At 48.1% G+C, this 21093-nt stretch carries 22 protein-coding genes; 2 read left to right on the top strand and 20 right to left on the bottom strand.

Annotation, left to right across the window (positions count from 1 at the left end):
• Positions 1-142: 142 nt before the first annotated feature.
• The 9 genes from mtaB to lepA all read right to left on the bottom strand — a co-directional run bounded on the left by mtaB (position 143) and on the right by lepA (position 11300).
• On the bottom strand, positions 143-1477 hold the full coding sequence (gene mtaB / locus R7V76_RS11985; RefSeq protein ID WP_318092686.1) for a tRNA (N(6)-L-threonylcarbamoyladenosine(37)-C(2))-methylthiotransferase MtaB: 1335 nt from the start codon (positions 1475-1477) through the stop codon (positions 143-145).
• Positions 1478-1482: 5 nt separating this feature from the next.
• The gene (locus R7V76_RS11980) at positions 1483-2229 is read right to left on the bottom strand and encodes a 16S rRNA (uracil(1498)-N(3))-methyltransferase (RefSeq protein ID WP_318092684.1); all 747 of its coding nucleotides are present in this window, start codon (positions 2227-2229) and stop codon (positions 1483-1485) included.
• Between the two features lie 4 nt (positions 2230-2233).
• Positions 2234-3181, bottom strand: a complete 948-nt coding sequence (gene prmA, locus R7V76_RS11975; RefSeq protein WP_290830050.1) for a 50S ribosomal protein L11 methyltransferase — start codon at positions 3179-3181, stop codon at positions 2234-2236.
• A gap of 23 nt (positions 3182-3204) precedes the next feature.
• On the bottom strand, positions 3205-4311 hold the full coding sequence (dnaJ, locus tag R7V76_RS11970; RefSeq protein WP_318092683.1) for a molecular chaperone DnaJ: 1107 nt from the start codon (positions 4309-4311) through the stop codon (positions 3205-3207).
• 133 nt (positions 4312-4444) lie between these two features.
• On the bottom strand, positions 4445-6271 hold the full coding sequence (dnaK, locus tag R7V76_RS11965; RefSeq protein ID WP_012369686.1) for a molecular chaperone DnaK: 1827 nt from the start codon (positions 6269-6271) through the stop codon (positions 4445-4447).
• Between the two features lie 55 nt (positions 6272-6326).
• A complete protein-coding gene (gene grpE / locus R7V76_RS11960; RefSeq protein WP_318092682.1) occupies positions 6327-6893 on the bottom strand; it encodes a nucleotide exchange factor GrpE in 567 nt (188 codons plus the stop codon).
• A 24-nt stretch (positions 6894-6917) separates the two neighbouring features.
• Complete coding sequence (hrcA, locus tag R7V76_RS11955; protein WP_214765997.1) at positions 6918-7955, bottom strand: heat-inducible transcriptional repressor HrcA; 1038 nt, start codon at positions 7953-7955, stop codon at positions 6918-6920.
• A 308-nt stretch (positions 7956-8263) separates the two neighbouring features.
• The gene (hemW, locus tag R7V76_RS11950) at positions 8264-9409 is read right to left on the bottom strand and encodes a radical SAM family heme chaperone HemW (RefSeq protein ID WP_318092681.1); all 1146 of its coding nucleotides are present in this window, start codon (positions 9407-9409) and stop codon (positions 8264-8266) included.
• A 67-nt stretch (positions 9410-9476) separates the two neighbouring features.
• Positions 9477-11300: a translation elongation factor 4 gene (gene lepA / locus R7V76_RS11945; protein WP_318092680.1), complete on the bottom strand. Its 1824-nt coding sequence runs from the start codon at positions 11298-11300 to the stop codon at positions 9477-9479.
• A 233-nt stretch (positions 11301-11533) separates the two neighbouring features.
• Between lepA and rpsT the strand changes: the two genes are divergently transcribed.
• Entirely contained in the window at positions 11534-11794 is a 261-nt protein-coding gene (rpsT, locus tag R7V76_RS11940) for a 30S ribosomal protein S20 (RefSeq protein WP_012369681.1), read from the top strand.
• Between the two features lie 112 nt (positions 11795-11906).
• Here the strand turns inward: rpsT and R7V76_RS11935 are convergent, their stop codons facing one another.
• On the bottom strand, positions 11907-12338 hold the full coding sequence (locus tag R7V76_RS11935; RefSeq protein ID WP_318092679.1) for a GNAT family N-acetyltransferase: 432 nt from the start codon (positions 12336-12338) through the stop codon (positions 11907-11909).
• Positions 12339-12351: 13 nt separating this feature from the next.
• Positions 12352-13353, bottom strand: a complete 1002-nt coding sequence (gene holA, locus R7V76_RS11930; protein ID WP_318092678.1) for a DNA polymerase III subunit delta — start codon at positions 13351-13353, stop codon at positions 12352-12354.
• Positions 13354-13455: 102 nt separating this feature from the next.
• On the opposite strand from holA, the gene R7V76_RS11925 reads away from it, so the two are divergent.
• Entirely contained in the window at positions 13456-13617 is a 162-nt protein-coding gene (locus R7V76_RS11925) for a YqzM family protein (protein WP_012369678.1), read from the top strand.
• A 35-nt stretch (positions 13618-13652) separates the two neighbouring features.
• Here R7V76_RS11925 and R7V76_RS11920 read toward each other — a convergent pair whose 3' ends face one another.
• The 9 genes from R7V76_RS11920 to yqeH form a co-directional block, all read right to left on the bottom strand.
• Positions 13653-15788: a DNA internalization-related competence protein ComEC/Rec2 gene (locus R7V76_RS11920; protein WP_318092677.1), complete on the bottom strand. Its 2136-nt coding sequence runs from the start codon at positions 15786-15788 to the stop codon at positions 13653-13655.
• A 23-nt stretch (positions 15789-15811) separates the two neighbouring features.
• Positions 15812-16429, bottom strand: coding sequence for a helix-hairpin-helix domain-containing protein (locus R7V76_RS11915; protein ID WP_318092676.1), 618 nt, complete (start codon positions 16427-16429; stop codon positions 15812-15814).
• A 188-nt stretch (positions 16430-16617) separates the two neighbouring features.
• Positions 16618-17346 carry a class I SAM-dependent DNA methyltransferase gene (locus tag R7V76_RS11910; protein WP_318092675.1) on the bottom strand — a complete coding sequence of 243 codons (729 nt, stop codon included), beginning with the start codon at positions 17344-17346 and terminating at the stop codon, positions 16618-16620.
• Entirely contained in the window at positions 17346-17693 is a 348-nt protein-coding gene (gene rsfS / locus R7V76_RS11905) for a ribosome silencing factor (protein WP_012369674.1), read from the bottom strand. Before rsfS ends, R7V76_RS11910 begins: the two co-directional genes overlap by 1 nt.
• Positions 17690-18265: a bis(5'-nucleosyl)-tetraphosphatase (symmetrical) YqeK gene (yqeK, locus tag R7V76_RS11900; protein WP_318092674.1), complete on the bottom strand. Its 576-nt coding sequence runs from the start codon at positions 18263-18265 to the stop codon at positions 17690-17692. The genes rsfS and yqeK overlap by 4 nt, the downstream gene beginning before the upstream one ends.
• A complete protein-coding gene (gene nadD / locus R7V76_RS11895; protein WP_318092672.1) occupies positions 18255-18824 on the bottom strand; it encodes a nicotinate-nucleotide adenylyltransferase in 570 nt (189 codons plus the stop codon). The genes yqeK and nadD overlap by 11 nt, the downstream gene beginning before the upstream one ends.
• Positions 18821-19114, bottom strand: a complete 294-nt coding sequence (yhbY, locus tag R7V76_RS11890) for a ribosome assembly RNA-binding protein YhbY (protein ID WP_012369671.1) — start codon at positions 19112-19114, stop codon at positions 18821-18823. Before yhbY ends, nadD begins: the two co-directional genes overlap by 4 nt.
• Before the next feature lies 1 nt (position 19115).
• Complete coding sequence (aroE, locus tag R7V76_RS11885) at positions 19116-19901, bottom strand: shikimate dehydrogenase (protein ID WP_318092671.1); 786 nt, start codon at positions 19899-19901, stop codon at positions 19116-19118.
• Complete coding sequence (gene yqeH, locus R7V76_RS11880; protein ID WP_318092689.1) at positions 19901-21007, bottom strand: ribosome biogenesis GTPase YqeH; 1107 nt, start codon at positions 21005-21007, stop codon at positions 19901-19903. Before yqeH ends, aroE begins: the two co-directional genes overlap by 1 nt.
• Positions 21008-21093 lie beyond the last annotated feature (86 nt).

Here is a 21093-nt window from a genome sequence, read left to right as displayed (position 1 = left end):
CATTTCTTGATAATTATTAATTTTTCAGCAGCTGAATATCTATATTTATACACAGAAAAAGCTCCCTTCAAAAGTGGACAGTTTTATTATTTCAACTGTCTACTTTTGTGGGAGCATATCATAACCGGAAGGCGAATCCCTTTTAAATCGCTTGCTTTTTTAACGTTTCCATGACGCGGACAAATTGTCCGTCATTCATCGGATAACCCGCTTTGCTGATTTTGACGCGAACGAGTTGACCAATCAGTGATTCGTCGCCTTCAATCGCGACACGTAAGTAATTGTCTGTATAACCGACAAGACGACCGCCTGCCTCTTCCGAAAATTCTTCCGGAATGATTTCCAGCAGTTCTCCTTCGTACTTCGACGCATATTCCTTTGCCAGCTGATCCGACAACGCAATCAGACGTGCGACACGTTGCTCCTTCACCTGCTCATCAACCTGATCGTCCATCATCGCAGCCGGTGTTCCGGTCCGCTTCGAGTACGGGAAGACATGCAGTTCGCTGAACTTATGGTCGTTGATGAAGTTAAATGTCTCCATGAACTCTTCTTCCGTCTCGCCCGGGAAACCGACGATGACGTCAGACGTAATCGCACAGTCCGGCAGAACTTCTTTCAGACGTGTAATCCGTTCTCCGAACTCTGCCATCGTATATTTCCGGCGCATCCGGCGTAAGACCGTATCCGACCCCGATTGAATCGGAACGTGCAGGTGGCGGACGACGATTGGCGAATCTTTCAGAACATCCAGCACTTCATCCGTGATTTGACTCGCTTCAATGGACGAAATCCGGAGCCGTTCAAGACCTGTCACGGACTCGAGCGCTTTCAGCAACTTCGCCAAATTGTAGTCTTTTAAGTCTTCCCCGTAACCGCCTGTATGAATACCGGTCAAAACGATTTCCTTATATCCGGCATCGACAAGTTGTTGCGCCTGTTTCAAGACATCTTCCGGTTGGCGGGAACGCATCAGACCCCGTGCCCAAGGAATGATGCAGAACGTACAGAAATTATTGCATCCTTCCTGAATCTTCAGGGAAGCCCGTGTCCGGTCGGTAAAGGCCGGCACATCGAGTTCTTCATAGACTTTCGCCTTCATGATGTTCCCGACGGCATTGATCGGCATCCGTTCTTCGCGGAACTGTTCGATATAACCGATCATCTTATGACGGTCCTGTGTGCCGACGACGACATCGACGCCTGGAATCGCCATGATTTCCGCAGGTGATGTCTGGGCGTAACATCCCGTGACGCAGATGACGCTGTCCGGATTTTGACGGATTGCCCGCCGTATGACCTGGCGGCTCTTTTTATCACCGGTATTCGTTACTGTACATGTATTGACGACGTAAACGTCGGCATGATCTGCAAAGTCGACACGCCCATATCCCGCATCCTTGAACAGTTGCCAGACGGCTTCTGTCTCGTAATGATTGACTTTACAACCAAGCGTTTGAAAGGCAACCGTTGCCATTTCACTCACCCTTTCAATTCAAAATGATACGATACGGCGGATAGGACGTAGAGTGGTGCCGTTTCCGTCCGCAAAATCCGTCGTCCGAGTGATGCCGGCACGAATCCGCCAGCGGTTAATCGCGTTACTTCTGTTTCCGTCAGTCCACCTTCCGGACCGATCACAACCAATAAAGAGTCGCCTGACTGAAGCCGGGACAACGTCGAAGCAAAGGCTGCCGCCTCTCCCTCTTTTGCCGATTCTTCATAGGCAATCAGACACGCCGTATAGTCGGTAGCACATTGTAGAACTTCATCATACGTCACATACTCAATCGTCGGCAAGTGTGCCCGGTAGGATTGTTCTGCTGCTTCTTTGCTGATTTTTTGAAGACGTTCGAGCTTCTTCGGAATCTTTTTCGCATCCCATTTCGAGACCGAGCGGGCCGACTCAAACACAAGCAGCCGGCTGACGCCAAGCTCTGTCGCTTTTTGGGCAACGAGCTCCACTTTATCACCTTTCGGCAGGGCATAGGCAATCGTCACATGAATCGGCAGTTCCGTATCGATCGGCAGTTCTTCGACGATCTCCGCGACGGCTGTTTGCTTATCCAGCTGCTCGAGCCGGCAACGGAACAATCCCGTTCCGTCTAATACTAAAATTTCATCACCGACGTCCATCCGCATGACATTTTTCATGTGATGGGCATCGTCTTTCGACAAAGTAAAAAAATTCCCCGCACGGGCGGTCTGTTCGACGAAATATCGTTGCATCGGTTTACGCCTCGCGTTTCGCGATAATCGCGACCCAGTCTTCGAGTTTCGTCGTCTCAACGATCGTGAATCCGGCAGCGACCATCGCGTCACGCACCATGTCTTTTTTCTGACCGATGATACCGGAAGCGATGAAGTGACCGCCTGGTAATGTCAGTTCATAGGCGTCATTGACGAATAACAAGATCACTTCGGCCAGGATGTTTGCGACGATCAATTCGACCGGCTCTTTGAGTTCTTTCATCAAATCGCCTTGACGGACTGTCACTTGCTGGCTGACTTTGTTTAGCGCCACATTATCGGTTGCCGAACGAACCGCGACTTCATCCAAATCAAGCGCAAAAACATCCTTGGCACCGAGTTTGGCCGCTGCAATCGCGAGAACACCCGAACCGGTCCCGACATCGACGACACGATCGTTGTCTTGAAGATAGTTTTCAATGGCTTGAATACAGAGGACGGTCGTCGGGTGTGTTCCTGTCCCGAATGCCATGCCTGGATCGAGCTCGATGATTTTCTCATCCGGTTGCGGTGTGTACTCTTCCCACATCGGTACGACCGTCAAATGACGGCTGATTTTAACCGGTTTATAAAACTGTTTCCACGAATGGGCCCAGTCTTCTTCATCGACCTGTGTCAGCGTGACAGTTCCTGCTCCAATCGTCAGACCGAATTTCGTCAGCATCTGAATGTCACGTTCGATTCCTTTGATCGTATCCGTCAAATCACTGCTTTCCGCAAGATACGCTTTGACGAGGACACCGCTGTCCGGATATTCGTCGCGCTTCTTCTCATCCCAAATCTCACCGAAGTTATCTTCACGGTGTGACATCATTTCGAAATCTTCGACGTCCTCGATGACGACACCGCTTGCTCCTGCTTCATGTAAGATGTTCGAGACTGCTTCGATTGCTTCTTGTGTCGTATGGACACAGACTTCTGACCATTTCATTTCCTGTCACGCTCCTTTAGTGATCACCCTGTAAAGAATGTTTTGATCCGGCTGAATACGCCTTCGTGTTGTTCTTCGACACCTTTTTCATCACTGATCTCATTGAACTCACGGAGTAGTTCTTTTTGACGGTCTGTCAGATTTTTTGGCGTGATGATGACGACGTTGACATATTGATCCCCGTGATGGCCTGAACGGACGTTTGGCATCCCTTTGCCGCGCAGACGGAATCGTGAACCGGTTTGTGTTCCGGCCGGAATCTTTAAGCTGACTTTTCCGTGAACCGTCGGCACTTCAATTTCATCGCCAAGCGTCGCTTGTGTGAACGTAAGAGGCATATCCATCACGATATGATCGTCGACCCGTTCAAACAATTCATGTTCGCGGACACGAACGACGACGTACAGATCTCCGAATGGTCCGCCGTTGACGCCGGCTTCCCCTTTACCTGCCAGGCGAATCTGTTGACCGTTGTCAATCCCGGCTGGAATCTTGACACGAACATCTTTGTTTTTACGGACACGACCTGCTCCACGGCATGTTTCACATGGTTCTTTGACGATTTGTCCACGACCGTGACATGTCGAACATGTAGTTTGATTGACGACACGTCCGAACATCGTGTTTTGCTCGACGTTGATGTGTCCTGATCCGCCACAACGTTTACATGTTTCCGGATGTGTTCCCGGTTTAGCACCTGAACCGTGACATGTTCCGCAATCTTCTTCGACTGGAATCGTAATGACTTTCTCGACACCAGAGAAAGCTTCCATGAAGTCGATTTCTTCGACATATTGTAAATCCTGTCCTTTACGCGGGGCATTCGGATCTTGACGGCGTCCGCCGCCGAAGAACATATCAAAGATGTCGCCGAAGCCTTCTGCTCCGCCAAAGCCACCGCCGCCTTGCGATGGATCCTGGTGACCAAACTGGTCGTAACGGGCACGTTGGTTGTCATCTGACAAAACTTCATAGGCTTCCGATAACTCTTTGAACTTTTGATCGGCATCCGCCTCTTTATTGACATCCGGATGATACGTCCGGGCTAGTTTTCGGTAAGCTCGTTTAATCTCTGCTGCTGAGGCATCGCGCGCGACGCCTAACACTTCATAATAATCGCGTTTTTCCACGTGCATTCTTCCTCTCTTTAGGTCCGATTCATTTCATACTGTTTGATTTTACCGAACTTCAGGCGACATGGAAAGAGCCAAAGCGCGGATTACGCTTTGGCTCTCTCTAGCGCCCGAAAAATCGGTCGGTTACTTATTTGTTGTCTTTATCGTCGACTTCTTCAAATTCAGCGTCCATGACATTGTCATCTTGTCCGCCAGCTTGCGCACCTTCAGCGCCCGCTTGTTGTTGAGCCATGTTTTCGTAGACTTTTTGCGTCAATTCTTGAACAACCGTTGATAATTCGTCTTTTGCAGAACGAATCGCTTCGACGTCTGTTCCTGCGAGTGCAGTTGTTACTTTTTCTTTTGCCGCTTCCGCTTTTTCTTTATCAGCTGCGTCAATTTGCTCGCCAAGATCTTTGACTGCTTTATCCGTTGCGAAGACAAGTTGATCCGCTTCGTTACGAAGTTCTACTTCTTCTTTACGTTTGTTGTCAGCATCTGCGTTTGCTTCTGCATCTTTGACCATTTGGTCGATGTCTGCTTCAGTCAAACCGCTTGATGATTGGATTGTGATCGATTGTTCTTTGTTCGTACCAAGATCTTTCGCTGATACGTTAACAATTCCGTTTGCATCGATATCGAATTTAACTTCGATTTGCGGCACACCGCGTTGTGCTGGCGGAATATCCGTCAATTGGAAACGACCGAGCGTTTTGTTGTCTGACGCCATTGGACGTTCACCTTGAAGAACATGAATGTCAACAGCTGGTTGGTTGTCAGCAGCAGTCGAGAAGACTTGTGATTTTGAAGTCGGGATCGTCGTGTTACGGTCGATCAATTTCGTCATCACGCTACCCATTGTTTCGATTCCGAGTGAGAGTGGTGTGACGTCGAGAAGGACAACGTCTTTGACGTCCCCTGTCAATACGCCACCTTGAACAGCTGCTCCGAGGGCAACGACTTCATCCGGGTTAACCCCTTTGAACGATTCTTTGCCTGTGAAGTCTTGAACGGCTTTTTGAACCGCAGGAATACGTGTTGATCCACCAACGAGGATGATTTTGTCGATTTTGTCTGGTGTCATGCCAGCATCGCTGAGAGCACGACGAGTTGGTGCCATCGTCCGTTCTACGAGATCAGCTGTCAAATCATCGAACTTCGCACGTGACAATGTCATTTCAAGGTGAAGTGGACCTGCCGCGCCAGCCGTGATGAACGGAAGACTAATTTGTGTGGAAGAGACACCTGAGAGGTCTTTCTTCGCTTTTTCAGCAGCGTCTTTCAAACGTTGAAGCGCCATTTTATCTTGGGCAAGATCGATGCCGTTGTCTTTTTTGAATTCTGCAACCAAGTGGTCGATGATTTTTTGGTCAAAGTCATCTCCACCAAGACGGCTGTCACCGGCAGTTGAAACGACTTCGAAAACACCATCTCCGAGTTCGAGAATCGAAACGTCGAATGTACCGCCACCTAAGTCATAGATGAGGATTGTGTGGTCTTCGCCTTTTTCAAGACCGTAAGCAAGTGCTGCTGCCGTCGGCTCGTTGATGATCCGTTTGACGTCAAGACCAGCGATTGTTCCTGCATCTTTTGTTGCTTGGCGTTCTGCATCGTTGAAGTAAGCAGGAACCGTGATGACCGCTTCCGTTACTTTTTCACCAAGGTAGTCTTCCGCTTGTGCTTTGAGTTTTTGAAGAATGATGGCAGATACTTCTTGTGGTGTGTAGTCTTTGCCTTCTACTTCGACTTTATAGTCTGTACCCATATGACGTTTGATCGACATGATTGTGTTCGGGTTTGTGATCGCTTGACGTTTTGCGACTTCCCCGACTTGACGCTCGCCGTTTTTGAAAGCAACGACAGATGGAGTCGTCCGGTTTCCTTCAGCGTTTGCGATAACGACAGGCTCTCCGCCTTCCATTACTGCGACACATGAGTTTGTTGTTCCTAAGTCAATACCAATGATTTTTGCCATGATAAATTCCTCACCTTCGAATAGTTAGTAGTGTTACATCAGATCGAAATGTAGCTTATTCTGCGACTTTGACCATACTTGGACGAATGACACGATCGTGTAATTTGTATCCTTTTTGGAATTCCGCTGTGACGACACCTGATTCGTGTTCTTCACTCGGCTCCTGAACGACTGCCTGATGCAGGTTCGGATCAAAGGCTTCCCCAACTGCTGGAATCTCGATGACGCCTTCATTTTGAAGTGTTTCCACCAATTGACGTTTGACCATCTCGACACCGGCAAGGACAGATTTTGTCTCTTCGTTGTCCGATTCGATTTGAAGTGCACGGTCAAGGTTATCGACCAATGGAAGCAATTTCTCGACGATTGTCTGAGAAGAATACTTCGCACGGTTTTCGGCTTCAATCCGGTTCCGGCGTTTAAAGTTGTCAAAATCCGCACGAAGGCGTAATTCTGATGCTTTTGCTTCCGCAAGTTGTGCTTCGAAGTCGGGGGTTGCCGGTTCTTCAACGAGATCCGCCTGAACGACTTCTTCTTCTGTTACTTCAACTGTTTCTGCTTCTGTTTGTTGCTCGGTTGTTTCTTCAGTATTGAGGTTTTGATTCTGCTTATTTTCTTCCACTCTGAATCGAGCCCCTTTCTATATTCAATCCAAGCTGTTCTTACGCAACTCGGTTTGGAATGCTTGTAAAAGATGAATGATCGAATTGATGCCTCGATTATAATCCATCCGTTTTGGCCCAATCAGGGCGAGTGTGCCAAGTGAGACGCCATCAACGGAATAATGGGCACGAATCACGCTGCAGTCTTTTAAGGCATCGACGTTATTTTCACTGCCGATCGTAATCAAAATCTGATTATCTAGACTCGGACTCAAGAAATCAAACAAGGCTTCCTGCTGTTCGATCAACTCGAGAACCGGACGCAGTTTTGCGACATCCTGAAATTCCGGTTGATCAAACATGTTGGCTTTTCCCCCGAGATAAATCAAGGGACGTTCCTCATGCTGATCCGTCAAGACGATATCGAGTGCTTTTGACAGCAGGGTCGTCTGTTCCGAATGTTCGGAACGGAATCGTCTGATTTCTTCGAGCAGACGGAGACGCAACTGACTGAGCGGCGTTCCGCGCAGCGTTTGGTTCAACCGTTCCATCAAGCGGCTGGCCGCCTCACGTGAGAGGGCTTCCGCGAGCTGAAGTGTCTTATGTTCGACGTGACCGGTTTCTGTCACAAGAACGATGACGACACGTCCTTCCGCCAAGGGAATCAGTTCTAAATGATGGAGACGTTGTCCTTCTTCTTTTGGACCTAATACAAGCGTCGTATAATGTGTCAATTCGCTCAACAAGTCCGCTGTATGTCGGATTAACCGATCATTTTCATTCACGGAATGGGCAAATAACGATTTTAACGCTTTTGCCTCTTGCGGTGAGATGCTTTCCGGACGAATCAGATGATCGACATAAAATCGATATCCGAGCTCGGATGGAATTCGACCTGCAGAAGTATGCGGCTTTTCAATCAATCCCATTTCTTCGAGGTCCGCCATCTCATTTCGAATGGTCGCGGAACTGAACGTCACGTCACTCCGTTTCGAGAGCGTCCGTGAGCCGACGGGTTGAGCGGTTTTGATATAATCATCGACGATTGCACGTAAAATCAACAATTGGCGATCCGTCAGCACCTTCTTCACCACCTTATTTTGTTAGCACTCACTTTTAACGAGTGCTAATTACATCTTTACTATAAGGAATCCTGGAAATGATGTCAACCAATTTGCTGAACCCTTTGAAGACTTTCCCATTCTGCGATACAGTGAAACAAACGACGAAAAGGATGAGATCTATGCTCGAACTGTTTGCAATGGCTGGAGTGTTCGTTTGGGTGTTCATCGCGATCATCGGCACGACCGCCTACTTTTTACGAAAACCGAAAAAATAAAGCGGCGCCGGATACTTTCGTATCGGCGCCGTTTTATTTCCTGCTGTTCTGTTATTCCACTTCTGCTTCGCCGATGAACTCGGCAAATACTTCGTTGGCGAGCGGGACACCGGCGTCCGTCAGACGGAGATGAGTCGCTGTCCGTTCGACGAGTCCGCGCGGCAATAGTTTCGCAATCGTCTGACCGAAGACCCGGTCGAGCGAATACCCGTATTTTTCTTCGAAGTGCCGTTCCGACACCCCTTCTTTCATCCGTAAGCCGAGAAACATCTCTTCTTCCATCCGTTCGACTTCCGTCAACGGTGTTTCATTACGGACCGGCAATCCTTCCGCTTTGATGTAGTGTGGAATCGGTGCGATGTTTGCCCGCCGTGTTTTGTTGATGTAACTGTGGGAGCCGGCACCAAATCCGTAATATTCATCATTTTCCCAGTAGACGCGATTATGCCGACTTTCCCGGCCCGGCAGAGAAAAATTCGAAATCTCATATTGGTTTAATCCGCCGGCTTCAATCATTTCAATCATCAAACGGTACATATCCGCCTCTAAATCCTGCGTCGGTAACGGCAACTTGCCTTTTCGTTCTTGAATCGCAAAAACAGTATGCGGCTCAAGAATCAATGAGTACGATGAGATATGCGTGATTGGCAAACGTAATGCCCGTTCGACATCATACCGGACTTGCTCGAGCGTTTGGTTCGGTAAGCCGAACATCAAATCAACCGAGATGTTGTCAAAGCGCTTTGCCGCATGATCGAGCGTCTCGGCGACTTTCGCTTCCCGGTGCGTCCGGCCGATTCGTTCGAGTAATCCGTCGTCAAATGACTGGACACCGAAGCTGACCCGGTTGACGCCGCCCGCTTTCATGATATCGAGTTTTTCCGGCGAAACGCCGTCCGGATTCGATTCGACGGTATACTCAAGTGTCGCATCCGTCAGCGGCAGAAGGTGCTTCGAAATGATATCCATCAATCGTTGCATCTGAGCTTCATTTAAGGCAGTCGGTGTTCCTCCACCGATGAAGATCGTTTCGAGCCGATCCGTCGGATAGTGTTGTAACGTCAGTTCGATCTCCCGTTCCAATGCATCCAGATATTCTGCAACCGGCTGATTTTTTAAAAAGACTTTATTAAAGTCACAGTAATAACAAATATGCTCACAAAATGGAATGTGGACATATGCGGCGCGTGGTGTCATTTCGCCTCATCCTTTCTTTCCTTAAACAGAAAAAGGGTGCGCCAGAAACGCCCCCTTTGTGTCTTCTTTAATCTTCATCCATCGACAGAACCGACATGAAGGCTTCTTGCGGTACCTCTACCGAGCCTACCATCTTCATACGTTTCTTACCTTCTTTTTGCTTCTCGAGCAATTTACGTTTACGCGAGATGTCTCCGCCGTAACACTTGGCGAGAACGTTTTTACGCAACGCTTTGATTGTCGAACGGGCAACAATCTTCGTTCCGACGGCTGCTTGAATCGGTACTTCGAACTGCATCCGCGGAATGAGTGCTTTTAATTTATCAACGATGACTTTCCCGCGTTCATACGCAAAATCACGGTGAACGATGAAGCTCAGTGCATCGACGTTTTCATTGTTTAATAAGATATCCATCTTGACGAGACGTGACTGCTGATAGCCGATCAATTCATAATCAAGCGACGCATAACCTTTTGTGCTCGATTTCAACTGGTCGAAGAAATCGTAGACGATTTCCGATAACGGCAGTTCATACGTGATTTTAACGCGTGTCGTATCAATATATTCCATATCGATGAACGTTCCGCGTTTCTTTTGACAAAGTTCCATAATGGCACCCACATAATCGTTTGGTGTCATGACGGCTGCCTTAACATACGGCTCTTCGATGAACTCGACTTTTTGCTGTTCCGGCATCTTCGACGGGTTATCAACATGCAACACTTCTCCTGCCGTTGTCGTAACATGATAGATAACCGACGGCGCCGTCGTAATCATATCAATGTTGAATTCGCGTTCAATCCGTTCCTGAATGATTTCCATATGAAGCATTCCAAGGAATCCACAACGGAAACCGAATCCGAGTGCCTGTGATGTTTCCGGCTCGAATTCAAGGGCTGCGTCACTTAATTGAAGACGCTCGAGTGCTTCACGTAAATCGTTGTAACGTGCCGCATCAATCGGATAGAGACCACAGTACACCATCGGGTTCATCTTCCGGTATCCCGGTAAAGCTTCAGTCGCCGGTTGCTTGGCCAAGGTAATCGTATCCCCGACGCGGACATCGCCTACTGTTTTAATAGAAGCCGATAACGTTCCAACGTCTCCGACCGTTAATTCTTTTTGACGAAGCGGTTTTGGTGTCGAGACAGCAAGTTCCAAGACTTCAAAGTCTTTTCCGGTCGACATCATCCGGATCTTGTCACCGACCTTTACCGTACCGTTGACGACACGAATTGACGCGACGACACCACGATAAGCATCATAGTAGGAATCAAAAATCAATGCTTCGAGCGGCGCTTCCGGGTCACCGGTCGGTGCCGGAACTTTCGCCACGATTTGTTCGAGGATTTCTTCAATCCCGATACCGGCTTTCGCGGATGTCGGAACAGCTTCAGAAGCATCCAGACCAATTACGTCTTCAATCTCTTGACGAACACGTTCGACGTCTGCTGAAGGCAAATCAATCTTATTGATGATCGGCAGGATTTCCAAATCATTATCCAGTGCCAAATATACATTGGCAAGTGTTTGAGCTTCGATCCCTTGCGCCGCATCAACGACGAGAACCGCCCCTTCACAAGCTGCAAGAGAACGGGAAACTTCATACGTGAAGTCGACGTGTCCCGGTGTATCAATCAGATGGAGGATATATTCCTCACCATCTTTTGCCGTATACTTTAATTGAACGGCGTTCAATTTAATGGTAATCCCGCGTTCGCGCTCGAGATCCATGGCATCCAGTGTCTGATCTTTCATCTCACGTGATGTCAAAGCACCTGTTTTTTCTAAAATGCGGTCTGCAAGTGTCGATTTCCCATGGTCGATATGGGCGATGATCGAGAAGTTTCGAATACTTTTTTGCCGCTTTAAACGATCTGCATTATTCATGTTTATAGTCACCTTACCTTATAGTCAAACGTACATACGCTTCATTATACCAAAAATCACACGGGGTGTACCATCTCGTTTTGTTTTCCCAAAAAACAAAAATCGAAAGAAACACAGGAGCTGTTATTGCTTTTAAGAAAAACGTTTGCTACAATTGTGTTTGTTCTGTTGAACGATAAATGCAGATATGCGAATATAAATCTCGAATGAGTTTTCTTGGAGGTGAATCATCCATGGCTAACATTAAATCAGCAATCAAGCGTGTTAAAACAGCTGAAAAACGCCGCGTCGCTAACGTACAACGTAAATCGTCTATGCGTTCAGCTATCAAAGCAGTCGAAACTTTCGCTACTGAAGGCAACAAAGAGCAAGCGCTCGTAGCTTTCAACACAGCGTCTAAGAAAATCGACAAAGCTGCTGCTAAAGGTCTTATCCACAGCAACAAAGCTGGTCGTGACAAATCACGTCTCGCTCGTCTCGTAAACGCACTTTAATTCTTCCTTGAAGGAATACAGTGATTGAATCACCATCTGGAGCCTGCTCCGGTGGTGATTTTTTTATGTTTAAAAACCATCCGACGGTCTTGTCAGATGGTTTTGCTTTTTCTCAGAAACGATCCACCATAATATGATGCGGACCAATTCCTTTAATCTCAAATGATTCGCTTGCCATCGTCAAACCTAGTCGCTCATAAAAAGGAACAGCAACGAGTCGGGCGTTACACCACCACCCGTCTTCCCCTTGTGCTTTCAGTCGATTCCGTGCCTCTTCCAACAACGCTTTTCCATACCCTTCACCACGAACAGCAGGACTTGTCGCCATCCCCCGTAATTGATAGGTCAATTCCGGATATGTCTCATGGGAACGCTGTATGAAAGTACCGACTGCGACGATGTGTCCGTCCTTGATCCCTCCGAGGTGAAAGGTGCCTTCCCGTTGATCGTCCGGATACGTACACATCTCAATTGGTTGGTTCGGGCGCAATACTTCATGTCGAAGTGAAATGACTTCAGCTGCTTGAATGATTCGAATCTCCATCTGTTTTTGCCTCCTATAATGTAGCGAGCCGCACAATCAAGGCATCAAACAAAATTCGTTTGTCCCCTCTGCCCGTCTTCATCCCTTCATCTGTCGTCGTAATAGCGACCAACGCCTGCTCCAGTTGCGCGAACGTAAACCGTTTCCCCGCCTGTAAGGCCAGTTTGATAGCATAAGGATGAGCTCCGACTTTTGACGCGATTTGCCGCTCCCCGTACCCTTGTTCCGCCAGACGTTTTGACAACAGCATCATCCGATACTGGCGTGCCATCAACCCGAGTAATGCCAAGACTTCCTGTCCCTGTTTTTCGAGATCCCGAATCAATCGAATCGCCGGTTCCAGCTGACGCTTCATCAAATAATCCGTCAATTGGAATACATTATCCTCCAGTGTCCGCGGTACCAACAGGTTAACATCCTCCAGTTCAATTGTCGGATGATCCCCGGCGTAGAGCATGAGTTTATCCAGTTCATGTGTCAGTGTCGCCCACATCTCACCTGTCAAAAAGATCAATCGTTCGATAGCCGGTCGGTCCATCCGGTATCCTTTATCGTTAACTGCATCCATTACGAAACGAAACAGTTCTTCCGTCGTCGGTTTCTTCGCCTCGAGTATAACAGCGCGGTCTTTTAACCGTTTGACGATTGTTTTCCGCTCATCCAGTTTTTCCGCCTCGACGATCAACACGACCACTGCGTAATCGGCAGGTTGAACAATGTATTCCGCTAACCGTTCCACATTATGTGTTTTCTTATCTTTTGCACCCGTTAAAAAAGTAGCCGGTTTGGCGATGACGACACGGTAATCACTTAAAAAAGGGACGGTTTCCGCTTCGTCCAGGACGGCGTCGAGCGGTTGATCGTTTAAATCAATTTTCATGTAATCAAAGCGTTCACCGTCCGGTAAAGCGGCTTTGACGATTTCACGTTCCCACTCTTCCAAAAGATGTCGTTCCGTTCCATATAATAAATAAAGATTCGCCAGTTTTCCGTTGACAAGCCAAGGTGTTTTCATCTTCCCCACCACATTTCACAGTTTGTTCTTAACTTCATCATAGATAATCCTCTTTTATTCCGCTATACTAGAAGCGGAATCTATTTTTAGGGGGAATGCAGCATGGCACATTCAGTACGTCCACCAAGTGAGAATGCGTTTGAAAACGATATTCAGTCAAAACGTAATGACGCGCTTGACTCAGCGGTCGGTTTTGGCGCATCGTTCGGCTTTTTCGCAGTCTTGTTCATCATTGGCGTTGTCATTAAATTCTTAAGCCTATAATCAATAAAACAGCAACCTTGGGGGGTTGCTGTTTTTTATTTTAGCATAGGTTCACAGCCCGTTGCAGAACAAGTTATCATTCCCGATTGATCGGTCCGCATGACGGTCCGGTCCCTTGTTCGTTCCAGTACTTCCGGATGAGGATGACCATACCGGTTGTTCCGCCCTGCCGAAATGATAACCAGATCCGGATCCGTTTTCTGCAGAAGCTGTTCTCCGGTCGATGTTTTCGAACCATGATGACCGGCTTTTAAAATGTCGATTTTGGGAACAGACCATGTTTCCTCTTGATTGATACTCGCATCCCCCGTCAGTAAAATGTGTTTTCCGGCAACATTGGCAAGCAATACGACCGACCGGTCATTTTCCTCTTCTTCGCTTGCTACAGGAGCCACCACCTTAAGCCAGGGACGAATCCGTTGTCCCGAACGAATGAATTGAATCCGTGTTCCTGTCGCTTCAATCTGATCAATCAATGCGCGCCGTTTCGGATCTTGATTATCAAACTGTCCCATATAAACCGTGTCTATTTGAATTTTCCGCAAGACACCGACCAATCCGCCGATATGATCATGATCTGCATGTGTGACAACCAATCCTTCAATATGTGTTTCTCCCCGCGTATGTAAAAACGGGGCGACGATTTGTCCTCCAGGATCAAACGGCCGTAACGGCGGACGGACGGATAAGGAAAACGCTCCTCCTGTATCAATGACAAACGTTTCTCCCGCTTTTTCGATGACCGTACTGTCACCCTGTCCGACATCAAGAAAGGTAATTCGCTCCGGCGTCTGATGGTCCATATAGAGGCTTGCTACGAGCAGGCAGGCCACCGGGACCAGATGCCCGAACCATCTTCGTTCGGCTAACCACCAGCCGCTAAGGACTGTTCCTGTCACGATCAGAAGCACAGGCAATGAAAAAAGATGAACAGCAACCGTCGGGACAGGCAAATTTTCCGCCCAAGCCAATGCTTGATCGAGAAAAGATGTCGCCTGACCATGCAGACGGATCAGATTATCGGACGACGAAATCAGTACTGCGGCACCGACCAGGAAAGACAGCGGTAAAATCACCCATTCTATCCACCCGCCAAGAAGGATGTTCAATAATGGCGACCACAACGAAACTTCCGTCTGCTGCGCCAGCTGCAGCACAAGACTTGTCATGATTTGAGCCCAGAGACTGATCAACAGCCAGTTCCAAGGACGTTTGATTTTTTCCCACATCTTACGGGACAGGAGCAGAAAAATCGTCAGTCCGACAGTCAGTTGAAATCCGACATCATACAAAGACGTATACGAAACCGCCAATTGAAGCGCACCAATCAAACTGACAACCCACAAAGGATCCGGGCGCCGGTTTATCCGGTGACAAAACAGCAATACCATCGCGACACAGACTGCCCGTGTGACCGGGGCACTCCATTCCGTCAACCATCCATATAACGGCAGAGTCAACAATAAAAATTCAAATCTCCGCTCCCGCGTCAACCGCAGTTTTTTTAATAACCACAAGATCGTTAAAATTAAAAAGGCAATATGTGAACCGGAGATGACGATCGCATGCAGGAGTCCGAACTTTTTAAAGCGTTCCATCGTCATCTGGTCCATTAAACGGTCTTCGCCTAATACTAAAGCTTCCACATACAACGCTTGTTTAACCGGAAGTTGTTCGATCCGTGTCATCCACTGCTGGCGAATCCGCCGCCCGTTCGCTCCAAATCCGGGAGTTTCAGTGCATTTGCCCCACTTCACGACATCATATTTCCCCCGTAACTGTTCGGTGCGCATCCAACGGACTTCATCAAATCCGCCCAAATTCACTCTCGGCAACACCGGCCGCTCTTCCAACTCGACTTCACAGCGTTGTCCAATCCGTTCATAGTCGCGGTCTGTTTTTTCATCCAATGTGGCGGCGACAACGATTTGTTGATTACGGGATTTTGCGAGATAGCGAATTCGGTCACCGTTCTGTTTCGCGTCCAGAATATCGATGACTGTGATTGGTGCAAGCGGCTGTTCTGTCGGCATACTCAGTAAAAACACGACAGTCAGTCCTAAAAGTGGCAAAACAGAATACCTCGACATCGACCAGGACTTCAGTACAAGAATCATTGAACAGACCGCAACCAGCCACAGGGATTCCTTTAAGGCAATGAGTCCGATCATAAAAAACAACGGAAACAGCGGCATCAGTAGACGATGAGATAAGCTTTCAGATTTTCAAGTGTCTTTGGTCCGAAACCTTTTACCTCTCCAAGATTTTCATACGTTGCAAAACCGCCCTTTTCTTCCCGATATTGTAGAATCGCACCGGCTTTCGCAGGACCGATTCCCGGCACTTCCAGTAGCTGTTCTTCCGTCGCTGCGTTTAAATCGAGCAGTCCTTTCGGAATTTCCGCCTGTTCAGACGTTTCCGGTGCCGCTTTCTTAGATGCCTTGGTTTTTTTCCTGGTCGGAACAATCACTTCCTGACCGTCAATTAAACGTGCTGCCAGATTAAGTTGTTTGATGTCCGCTTCCGCCGTCACTTCCGCCCGTTTAATGGCATCTTGAACGCGATCACCGAGTCGAAAAGTGTATGGACCGGGCCGTTTAACCGCCCCTTTGATATCAACCATGATTTTTTTCCGGATCAGCGTCTGATCCGCCGACTGCTCTTCTGCCCGTGCTTCCTGTTCCCGTTCGACGACAGCCGGTTTTTCAACCAATGCTTCGTTGGAACATGAAGGCAGCGGAACGAATAAGACAACAATCAGCAACAGAACAACCGCCAGCGTCGCTACCTGTTGCAAGCGTGGAATCGTCATCCATATCCCTCCTGTTTTCTCGACTGTATCAGTCTTTCCGCTGCTTCTGAACAGGACTAATCTTCATTATCCGGTGACGTGCCTCTCTTAACTGCGTTTATTCTTCCCTTTGATTAAATCATCCGAGGGTTCAACCGAAAACAACATCAAAAAACCATCAACATGACTTCTGTTGATGGTTGGATACTTTATATTTTTTCAGCAACGAAAAAAATACGTTCTGCTGTTTCAGTCGGTGCATCGGATGTGAAATCACCGGTAACGGCACATACACGGAAGCCCGCTTCGCGTAGCCAGGTAATGTATTGTTCCGGCAGATACGTCCGTTGATGATGAGTCTCGTCAACACGGTCGTAACGGCCGTCTTCTCCTTCAATAAAGAAGGTCAGTTCATGAACGACCGATAACGGCTCTTCCCCCGGGTCCGCGAACCAGATATACGAACTCTGCTCGGCATGGGTGGCATACGTTTTCCCGTTAAATAACGTCTCCATCTTATACGGAGAATGAACGTCAAACAACAGTTTCCCACCGTCCGTCAACAAACGTGCTGCACTGTCGAATGTCTGTTTGACGTCTGCTTCCGTCTGCAAATAATTCAACGAATCACATAAAATCGTAATCGCATCCACCGGATTCGGCAATTCCAGTTCCCGCATGTCCTGTACCCAAAAATCAACGTGCCGATTTGTCTCCATTGCTTTTTCCTGTGCAATTTCAAGCATCTCTTCCGATAGATCGACGCCGGTGACCTCATAATGGTCGGCCAGTAACAAGGTCGCCGTTCCGGTTCCGCAACCGATATCCGCGACCCGCTTGCCGGGCTCAACCTGTTCAAGCACCCACGCGACCCATTCCGGATACGGGACATCCTGCATCAGTTCGTCATAGACATACGCAAACTGTTCGTACGCCATTAGTCAATCTCGACTTCGACTTTAGGAGCGTCTGCCCATAGCTTCTCAAGGTTGTAGTAATCACGGTCATCACGGTGGAAAACATGAACGACAACGTTCTCAAGATCTGCGAGGACCCAGCGTGCCGCGTCCATTCCTTCTAGTCGTTTGATCGGTAATTCATTTTTGTGCGCGACTTCTTTTACTTCACGCGCGATGGCTTGCACTTGTTTTTCTGAGTTCCCTTCACAAATCACGAAGTAATCCGCGATCGGTGAAATACTCGACATGTCGAGTACGACGATGTCCTCGGCACGTTTATCATCAATTGCATTTACGATTAATTTTAATTCTTGTTCGACTGTCATAGGACGGTCCCCTTTCGTTTTTCCGGCACGAACGCATTATACGTCTCAATCGTCAACGGAAAAATCACTGTTTGTTTTTTGCATAAAAATGAAATTGTCTGGACAAGTGTCGCTATGACAGCTTGCGTCAAATCTTCCTGCGCAATTTGCCGAAGCTGTTCCACACCCGGATAATGACGATTCGGTTCAATCGCATCTGCGACAAAAATGACTTGATCGAGCAACGGCATGTTCGGAGCACCCGTCGTATGGTTGGCGATGGCTTGATAAATATCAGCGTCTTCCACGCCGAGCTCCCGCTTCACGAGTTCTGCCCCAACCGGTGCATGCAACAATTCTTCATCATAATTGAGTAATTTACCCAGTCCAAGTTCTACTGCCACGTTCTGCATCTCGGACACATTCCGATATTTCGCATAATCGTGTAGCATGGCTGCCAAAGCAGCTTGATCCTCTTGAACTCGATATTTCCGTGCCAGTTGAATAGCGGTTTCGACGACACCTAGCGTATGGATATAGCGTTTTTCAGGCAATGTTTCCTTAATGATTTGTTTCGCTTCTTCAAGTCGCATAGAGTTTCCACTCCTCGATTAATTGTCGGACCGGTTCCGGAACGAGATAACGGATACTGCGTCCTCTCGCCACCCGTTGCCGGATATCGGTCGAAGAGACTTCAAGCAACGGCATATCGACTGCTGTGACACGCGCACCTTCCGGAATCAGATAACGACTGCCCGGACGTGCGACTGCCCCGAACTCGATTTCCTTGTACAACTCTTCCGACCGGTGCCATGTTCCTAAACTGACTAGTGAATCCGCACCAATCAGAAAAAAGAACGCATGCTCGGGATAACGCCTCTTCAGCTCCTGAATCGTATCAAATGTGTACGATTTCGTTTCCCGTTCAAACTCAATCTCCGATACCGAAAACTCCGTGTTATCCCGGACTGCTTCCCGGACAAGTTGCAACCGTTTTGCTGCACTCGTCACGGTCGATTGTTTATGCGGCGGAAGTTTTGCCGGCAAAAACCAGACCGCATCCAGTTGAAGCTGCTCTTTTGCTTGTTCCGCAATCAACAGATGACCGATATGGGGTGGATCGAATGTTCCACCCATCAGACCAATCTTCATCGTGGTAATTGAAGTGTCTTATTCTCTTTCGATTCCTTGTAGAGAACTATGACTTTTCCGATGACTTGAACGAGTTCTGCATTCGTTCCGTCAACGAGCTCAGCCGCGACATCTTTCGGAGCATCGGCACAGTTTTGCAGGACCTGAACTTTCAAGAGTTCACGTTTCTCGAGGGCGTCCATCAAGTCCGCACACATCGCTTCACCGACACCGTTTTTCCCGACTTGGAAAATCGGGCTTAAGTCGTGGGCCGTTGCGCGTAAATACCGTTTTTGTTTACCTGTTAACATATTAAAATTCCTCCAATTGCTTTCTGATCACCTGCTCGCCAAGCGCGAGATCAGGCGGATGACCGGTGAAGCGTTCAAACGCTTCAGCCGCTTGTAATACAAACATTAAGACACCATCTAGTGTATCAAGCCCGTTTGCGGTCGCTTCCCGCAATAGACGGGTCGGGGTCGGTCGATAAATAATATCACAAATCAAGGCTGTCGTCGCTGTCAATTCAATCGGCGTCTGATCGATGGCAGGAGCCATCCCGACAGAAGTCGTATTGATGATGACATCATACGGCGTCAAATCAAGCGTCCTTGACCACGGAACAGCAGATTGTCCAAATTCAGCTGCCACGCGTTCAGCCGTCTGATTCGTCCGGTTCATGACCGTGACGTGACCGGGAAGCATCGGAATGATTCCACGGGCCGCTCCGCCGGCACCAATCACTAAACTGTTTTTCGCATGCGTTCGCGTGGCCAGAGCACGGGCAAACCCGGTGCCGTCTGTATTCGCACCGACCAGGTCATTCCCGTCCCAATACACGGTATTGACGGCACCGGCGCGTACTGCTGCCGGTTCCAGACGGTCGAGAAAAGGAATGATGGCCGACTTATGCGGAATCGTCACATTGATTCCGTCAAACTGGCGTGCTCTTACCTGCTGAACGAATGTTTCCAATTGATCCGCTTCAACATCTACCATGGTATAACAACCGAAAAGCCCAGCCGCATTCAGCCATGTTTCGTGCAACATGGGTGAAAGCGAATGGGCAATCGGATGACCGATGACAGCAAATTGCATCAGACGAGCGCCTCACGTAAGGAGACAGCGACACCTTTTGGTGCATAGGCAGCGACTCGGCCGCCTTTTCCGTGAACCGCAACCCAACCGAGTCCACTGAAAACGATATCCGTTTTCATATTGTCGCGTAGACTGAACTCGTGTCGAACGAGCGGCGGAAGCATCTCAAGCGTCTTCTCATTCGGCGGAGATAACAATTCTCCGTTATGATTCGCATACAGATCGTCTGCTTTATCGAGCTTCGTCCGGTGTACTTTTAAGTCATTTGACATATAGATGACGAATGACCGTTTGTTGCCTTCCATGTAGTCAAGACGTGCCAGACCACCGAAGAACAACGTTTGTTGCGGATGAATTTGGAAGACTTGCGGCTTGATTTCTTTTTTCGGCGTAATCAATTTCAAGTCTCTTGCATCCACATAATGTGCCATTTGGTGATGATTGATGATTCCCGGTGTATCGTACAAATTACAGTTATCATCGAGCGGGATATCAATCAAATCAAGTGTCGTTCCCGGGAAGTGACTGACTGTGATGACAGCTTCTTCTTCTTCACCGAAACGTTTGATGACTTGGTTGATCAATGTCGATTTACCGACGTTCGTACAACCTACGACGTAAACGTCGCGTCCTTTACGGTAATAATCGATTTTTTCCGCCAATTCATCCACACCGTGTCCTTTTTTCGCACTGATCAGATGGACATCGACCGGACGCAGACCAAGTTCTTTTGATGTTTGGCGCATCCAGTTCATCAGACGATTCGGATTAAGTGATTTCGGGAGCAGGTCGGCTTTATTTCCGACAAGCAACACATCATTTTTTCCGACAAACCGGTGTAATCCAGGTAACCAACTTCCGTTAAAATCAAAAATATCGACGATTTTAACGACTAATGCATCTTTTTGACCGATTCCATCTAAGATTTGGACAAAATCATCGTCCGTTAATGCGACGTCTTGAATTTGGTTGTAATGCTTTAGTTTAAAACAACGTTGGCAAATGACCATTTCACGGTCAAGTGCAGATTTAGGCGCATAACCAGGTGCTTTCGGATCCTCTGTTTGGATCGCGACACCACAGCCTGCGCAATTGATTTCTTCCATGTGTGTGTTGAGCCGCATCGGGACTTTCCCTTCTCTATTCAACGTGGCGCCCTGCACGCCACTCCAAGAGCGTAACTTCCGACCTT

The organism is Exiguobacterium artemiae, assembly GCF_033342815.1.
In the GTDB taxonomy this organism is placed as follows: Bacteria; Bacillota; Bacilli; order Exiguobacteriales; family Exiguobacteriaceae; genus Exiguobacterium_A; species Exiguobacterium_A artemiae_A.
Note: the sequence above shows the minus strand (reverse complement) of the source record. Positions and strands in the feature narration are given on the sequence as shown.

Excerpts from the sequence above, each read along its gene's own strand:
- hemW (WP_318092681.1), bottom strand. The coding sequence starts at position 9,409 with ATGACACCACGCGCCGCATATGTCCACATTCCATTTTGTGAGCATATT.
- dnaK (WP_012369686.1), bottom strand. The coding sequence starts at position 6,271 with ATGGCAAAAATCATTGGTATTGACTTAGGAACAACAAACTCATGTGTC.
- rpsT (WP_012369681.1), top strand. The coding sequence starts at position 11,534 with ATGGCTAACATTAAATCAGCAATCAAGCGTGTTAAAACAGCTGAAAAA.
- holA (WP_318092678.1), bottom strand. The coding sequence starts at position 13,353 with ATGAAAACACCTTGGCTTGTCAACGGAAAACTGGCGAATCTTTATTTA.
- R7V76_RS11925 (WP_012369678.1), top strand. The coding sequence starts at position 13,456 with ATGGCACATTCAGTACGTCCACCAAGTGAGAATGCGTTTGAAAACGAT.
- R7V76_RS11980 (WP_318092684.1), bottom strand. The coding sequence starts at position 2,229 with ATGCAACGATATTTCGTCGAACAGACCGCCCGTGCGGGGAATTTTTTT.
- lepA (WP_318092680.1), bottom strand. The coding sequence starts at position 11,300 with ATGAATAATGCAGATCGTTTAAAGCGGCAAAAAAGTATTCGAAACTTC.
- mtaB (WP_318092686.1), bottom strand. The coding sequence starts at position 1,477 with ATGGCAACGGTTGCCTTTCAAACGCTTGGTTGTAAAGTCAATCATTAC.
- R7V76_RS11915 (WP_318092676.1), bottom strand. The coding sequence starts at position 16,429 with ATGACGATTCCACGCTTGCAACAGGTAGCGACGCTGGCGGTTGTTCTG.
- nadD (WP_318092672.1), bottom strand. The coding sequence starts at position 18,824 with ATGAAGATTGGTCTGATGGGTGGAACATTCGATCCACCCCATATCGGT.
- yqeK (WP_318092674.1), bottom strand. The coding sequence starts at position 18,265 with ATGCGACTTGAAGAAGCGAAACAAATCATTAAGGAAACATTGCCTGAA.
- rsfS (WP_012369674.1), bottom strand. The coding sequence starts at position 17,693 with ATGACAGTCGAACAAGAATTAAAATTAATCGTAAATGCAATTGATGAT.
- yhbY (WP_012369671.1), bottom strand. The coding sequence starts at position 19,114 with ATGTTAACAGGTAAACAAAAACGGTATTTACGCGCAACGGCCCACGAC.
- aroE (WP_318092671.1), bottom strand. The coding sequence starts at position 19,901 with ATGCAATTTGCTGTCATCGGTCATCCGATTGCCCATTCGCTTTCACCC.
- R7V76_RS11920 (WP_318092677.1), bottom strand. The coding sequence starts at position 15,788 with ATGATCGGACTCATTGCCTTAAAGGAATCCCTGTGGCTGGTTGCGGTC.
- yqeH (WP_318092689.1), bottom strand. The coding sequence starts at position 21,007 with ATGGAAGAAATCAATTGCGCAGGCTGTGGTGTCGCGATCCAAACAGAG.
- R7V76_RS11910 (WP_318092675.1), bottom strand. The coding sequence starts at position 17,346 with ATGGCGTACGAACAGTTTGCGTATGTCTATGACGAACTGATGCAGGAT.
- prmA (WP_290830050.1), bottom strand. The coding sequence starts at position 3,181 with ATGAAATGGTCAGAAGTCTGTGTCCATACGACACAAGAAGCAATCGAA.
- R7V76_RS11935 (WP_318092679.1), bottom strand. The coding sequence starts at position 12,338 with ATGGAGATTCGAATCATTCAAGCAGCTGAAGTCATTTCACTTCGACAT.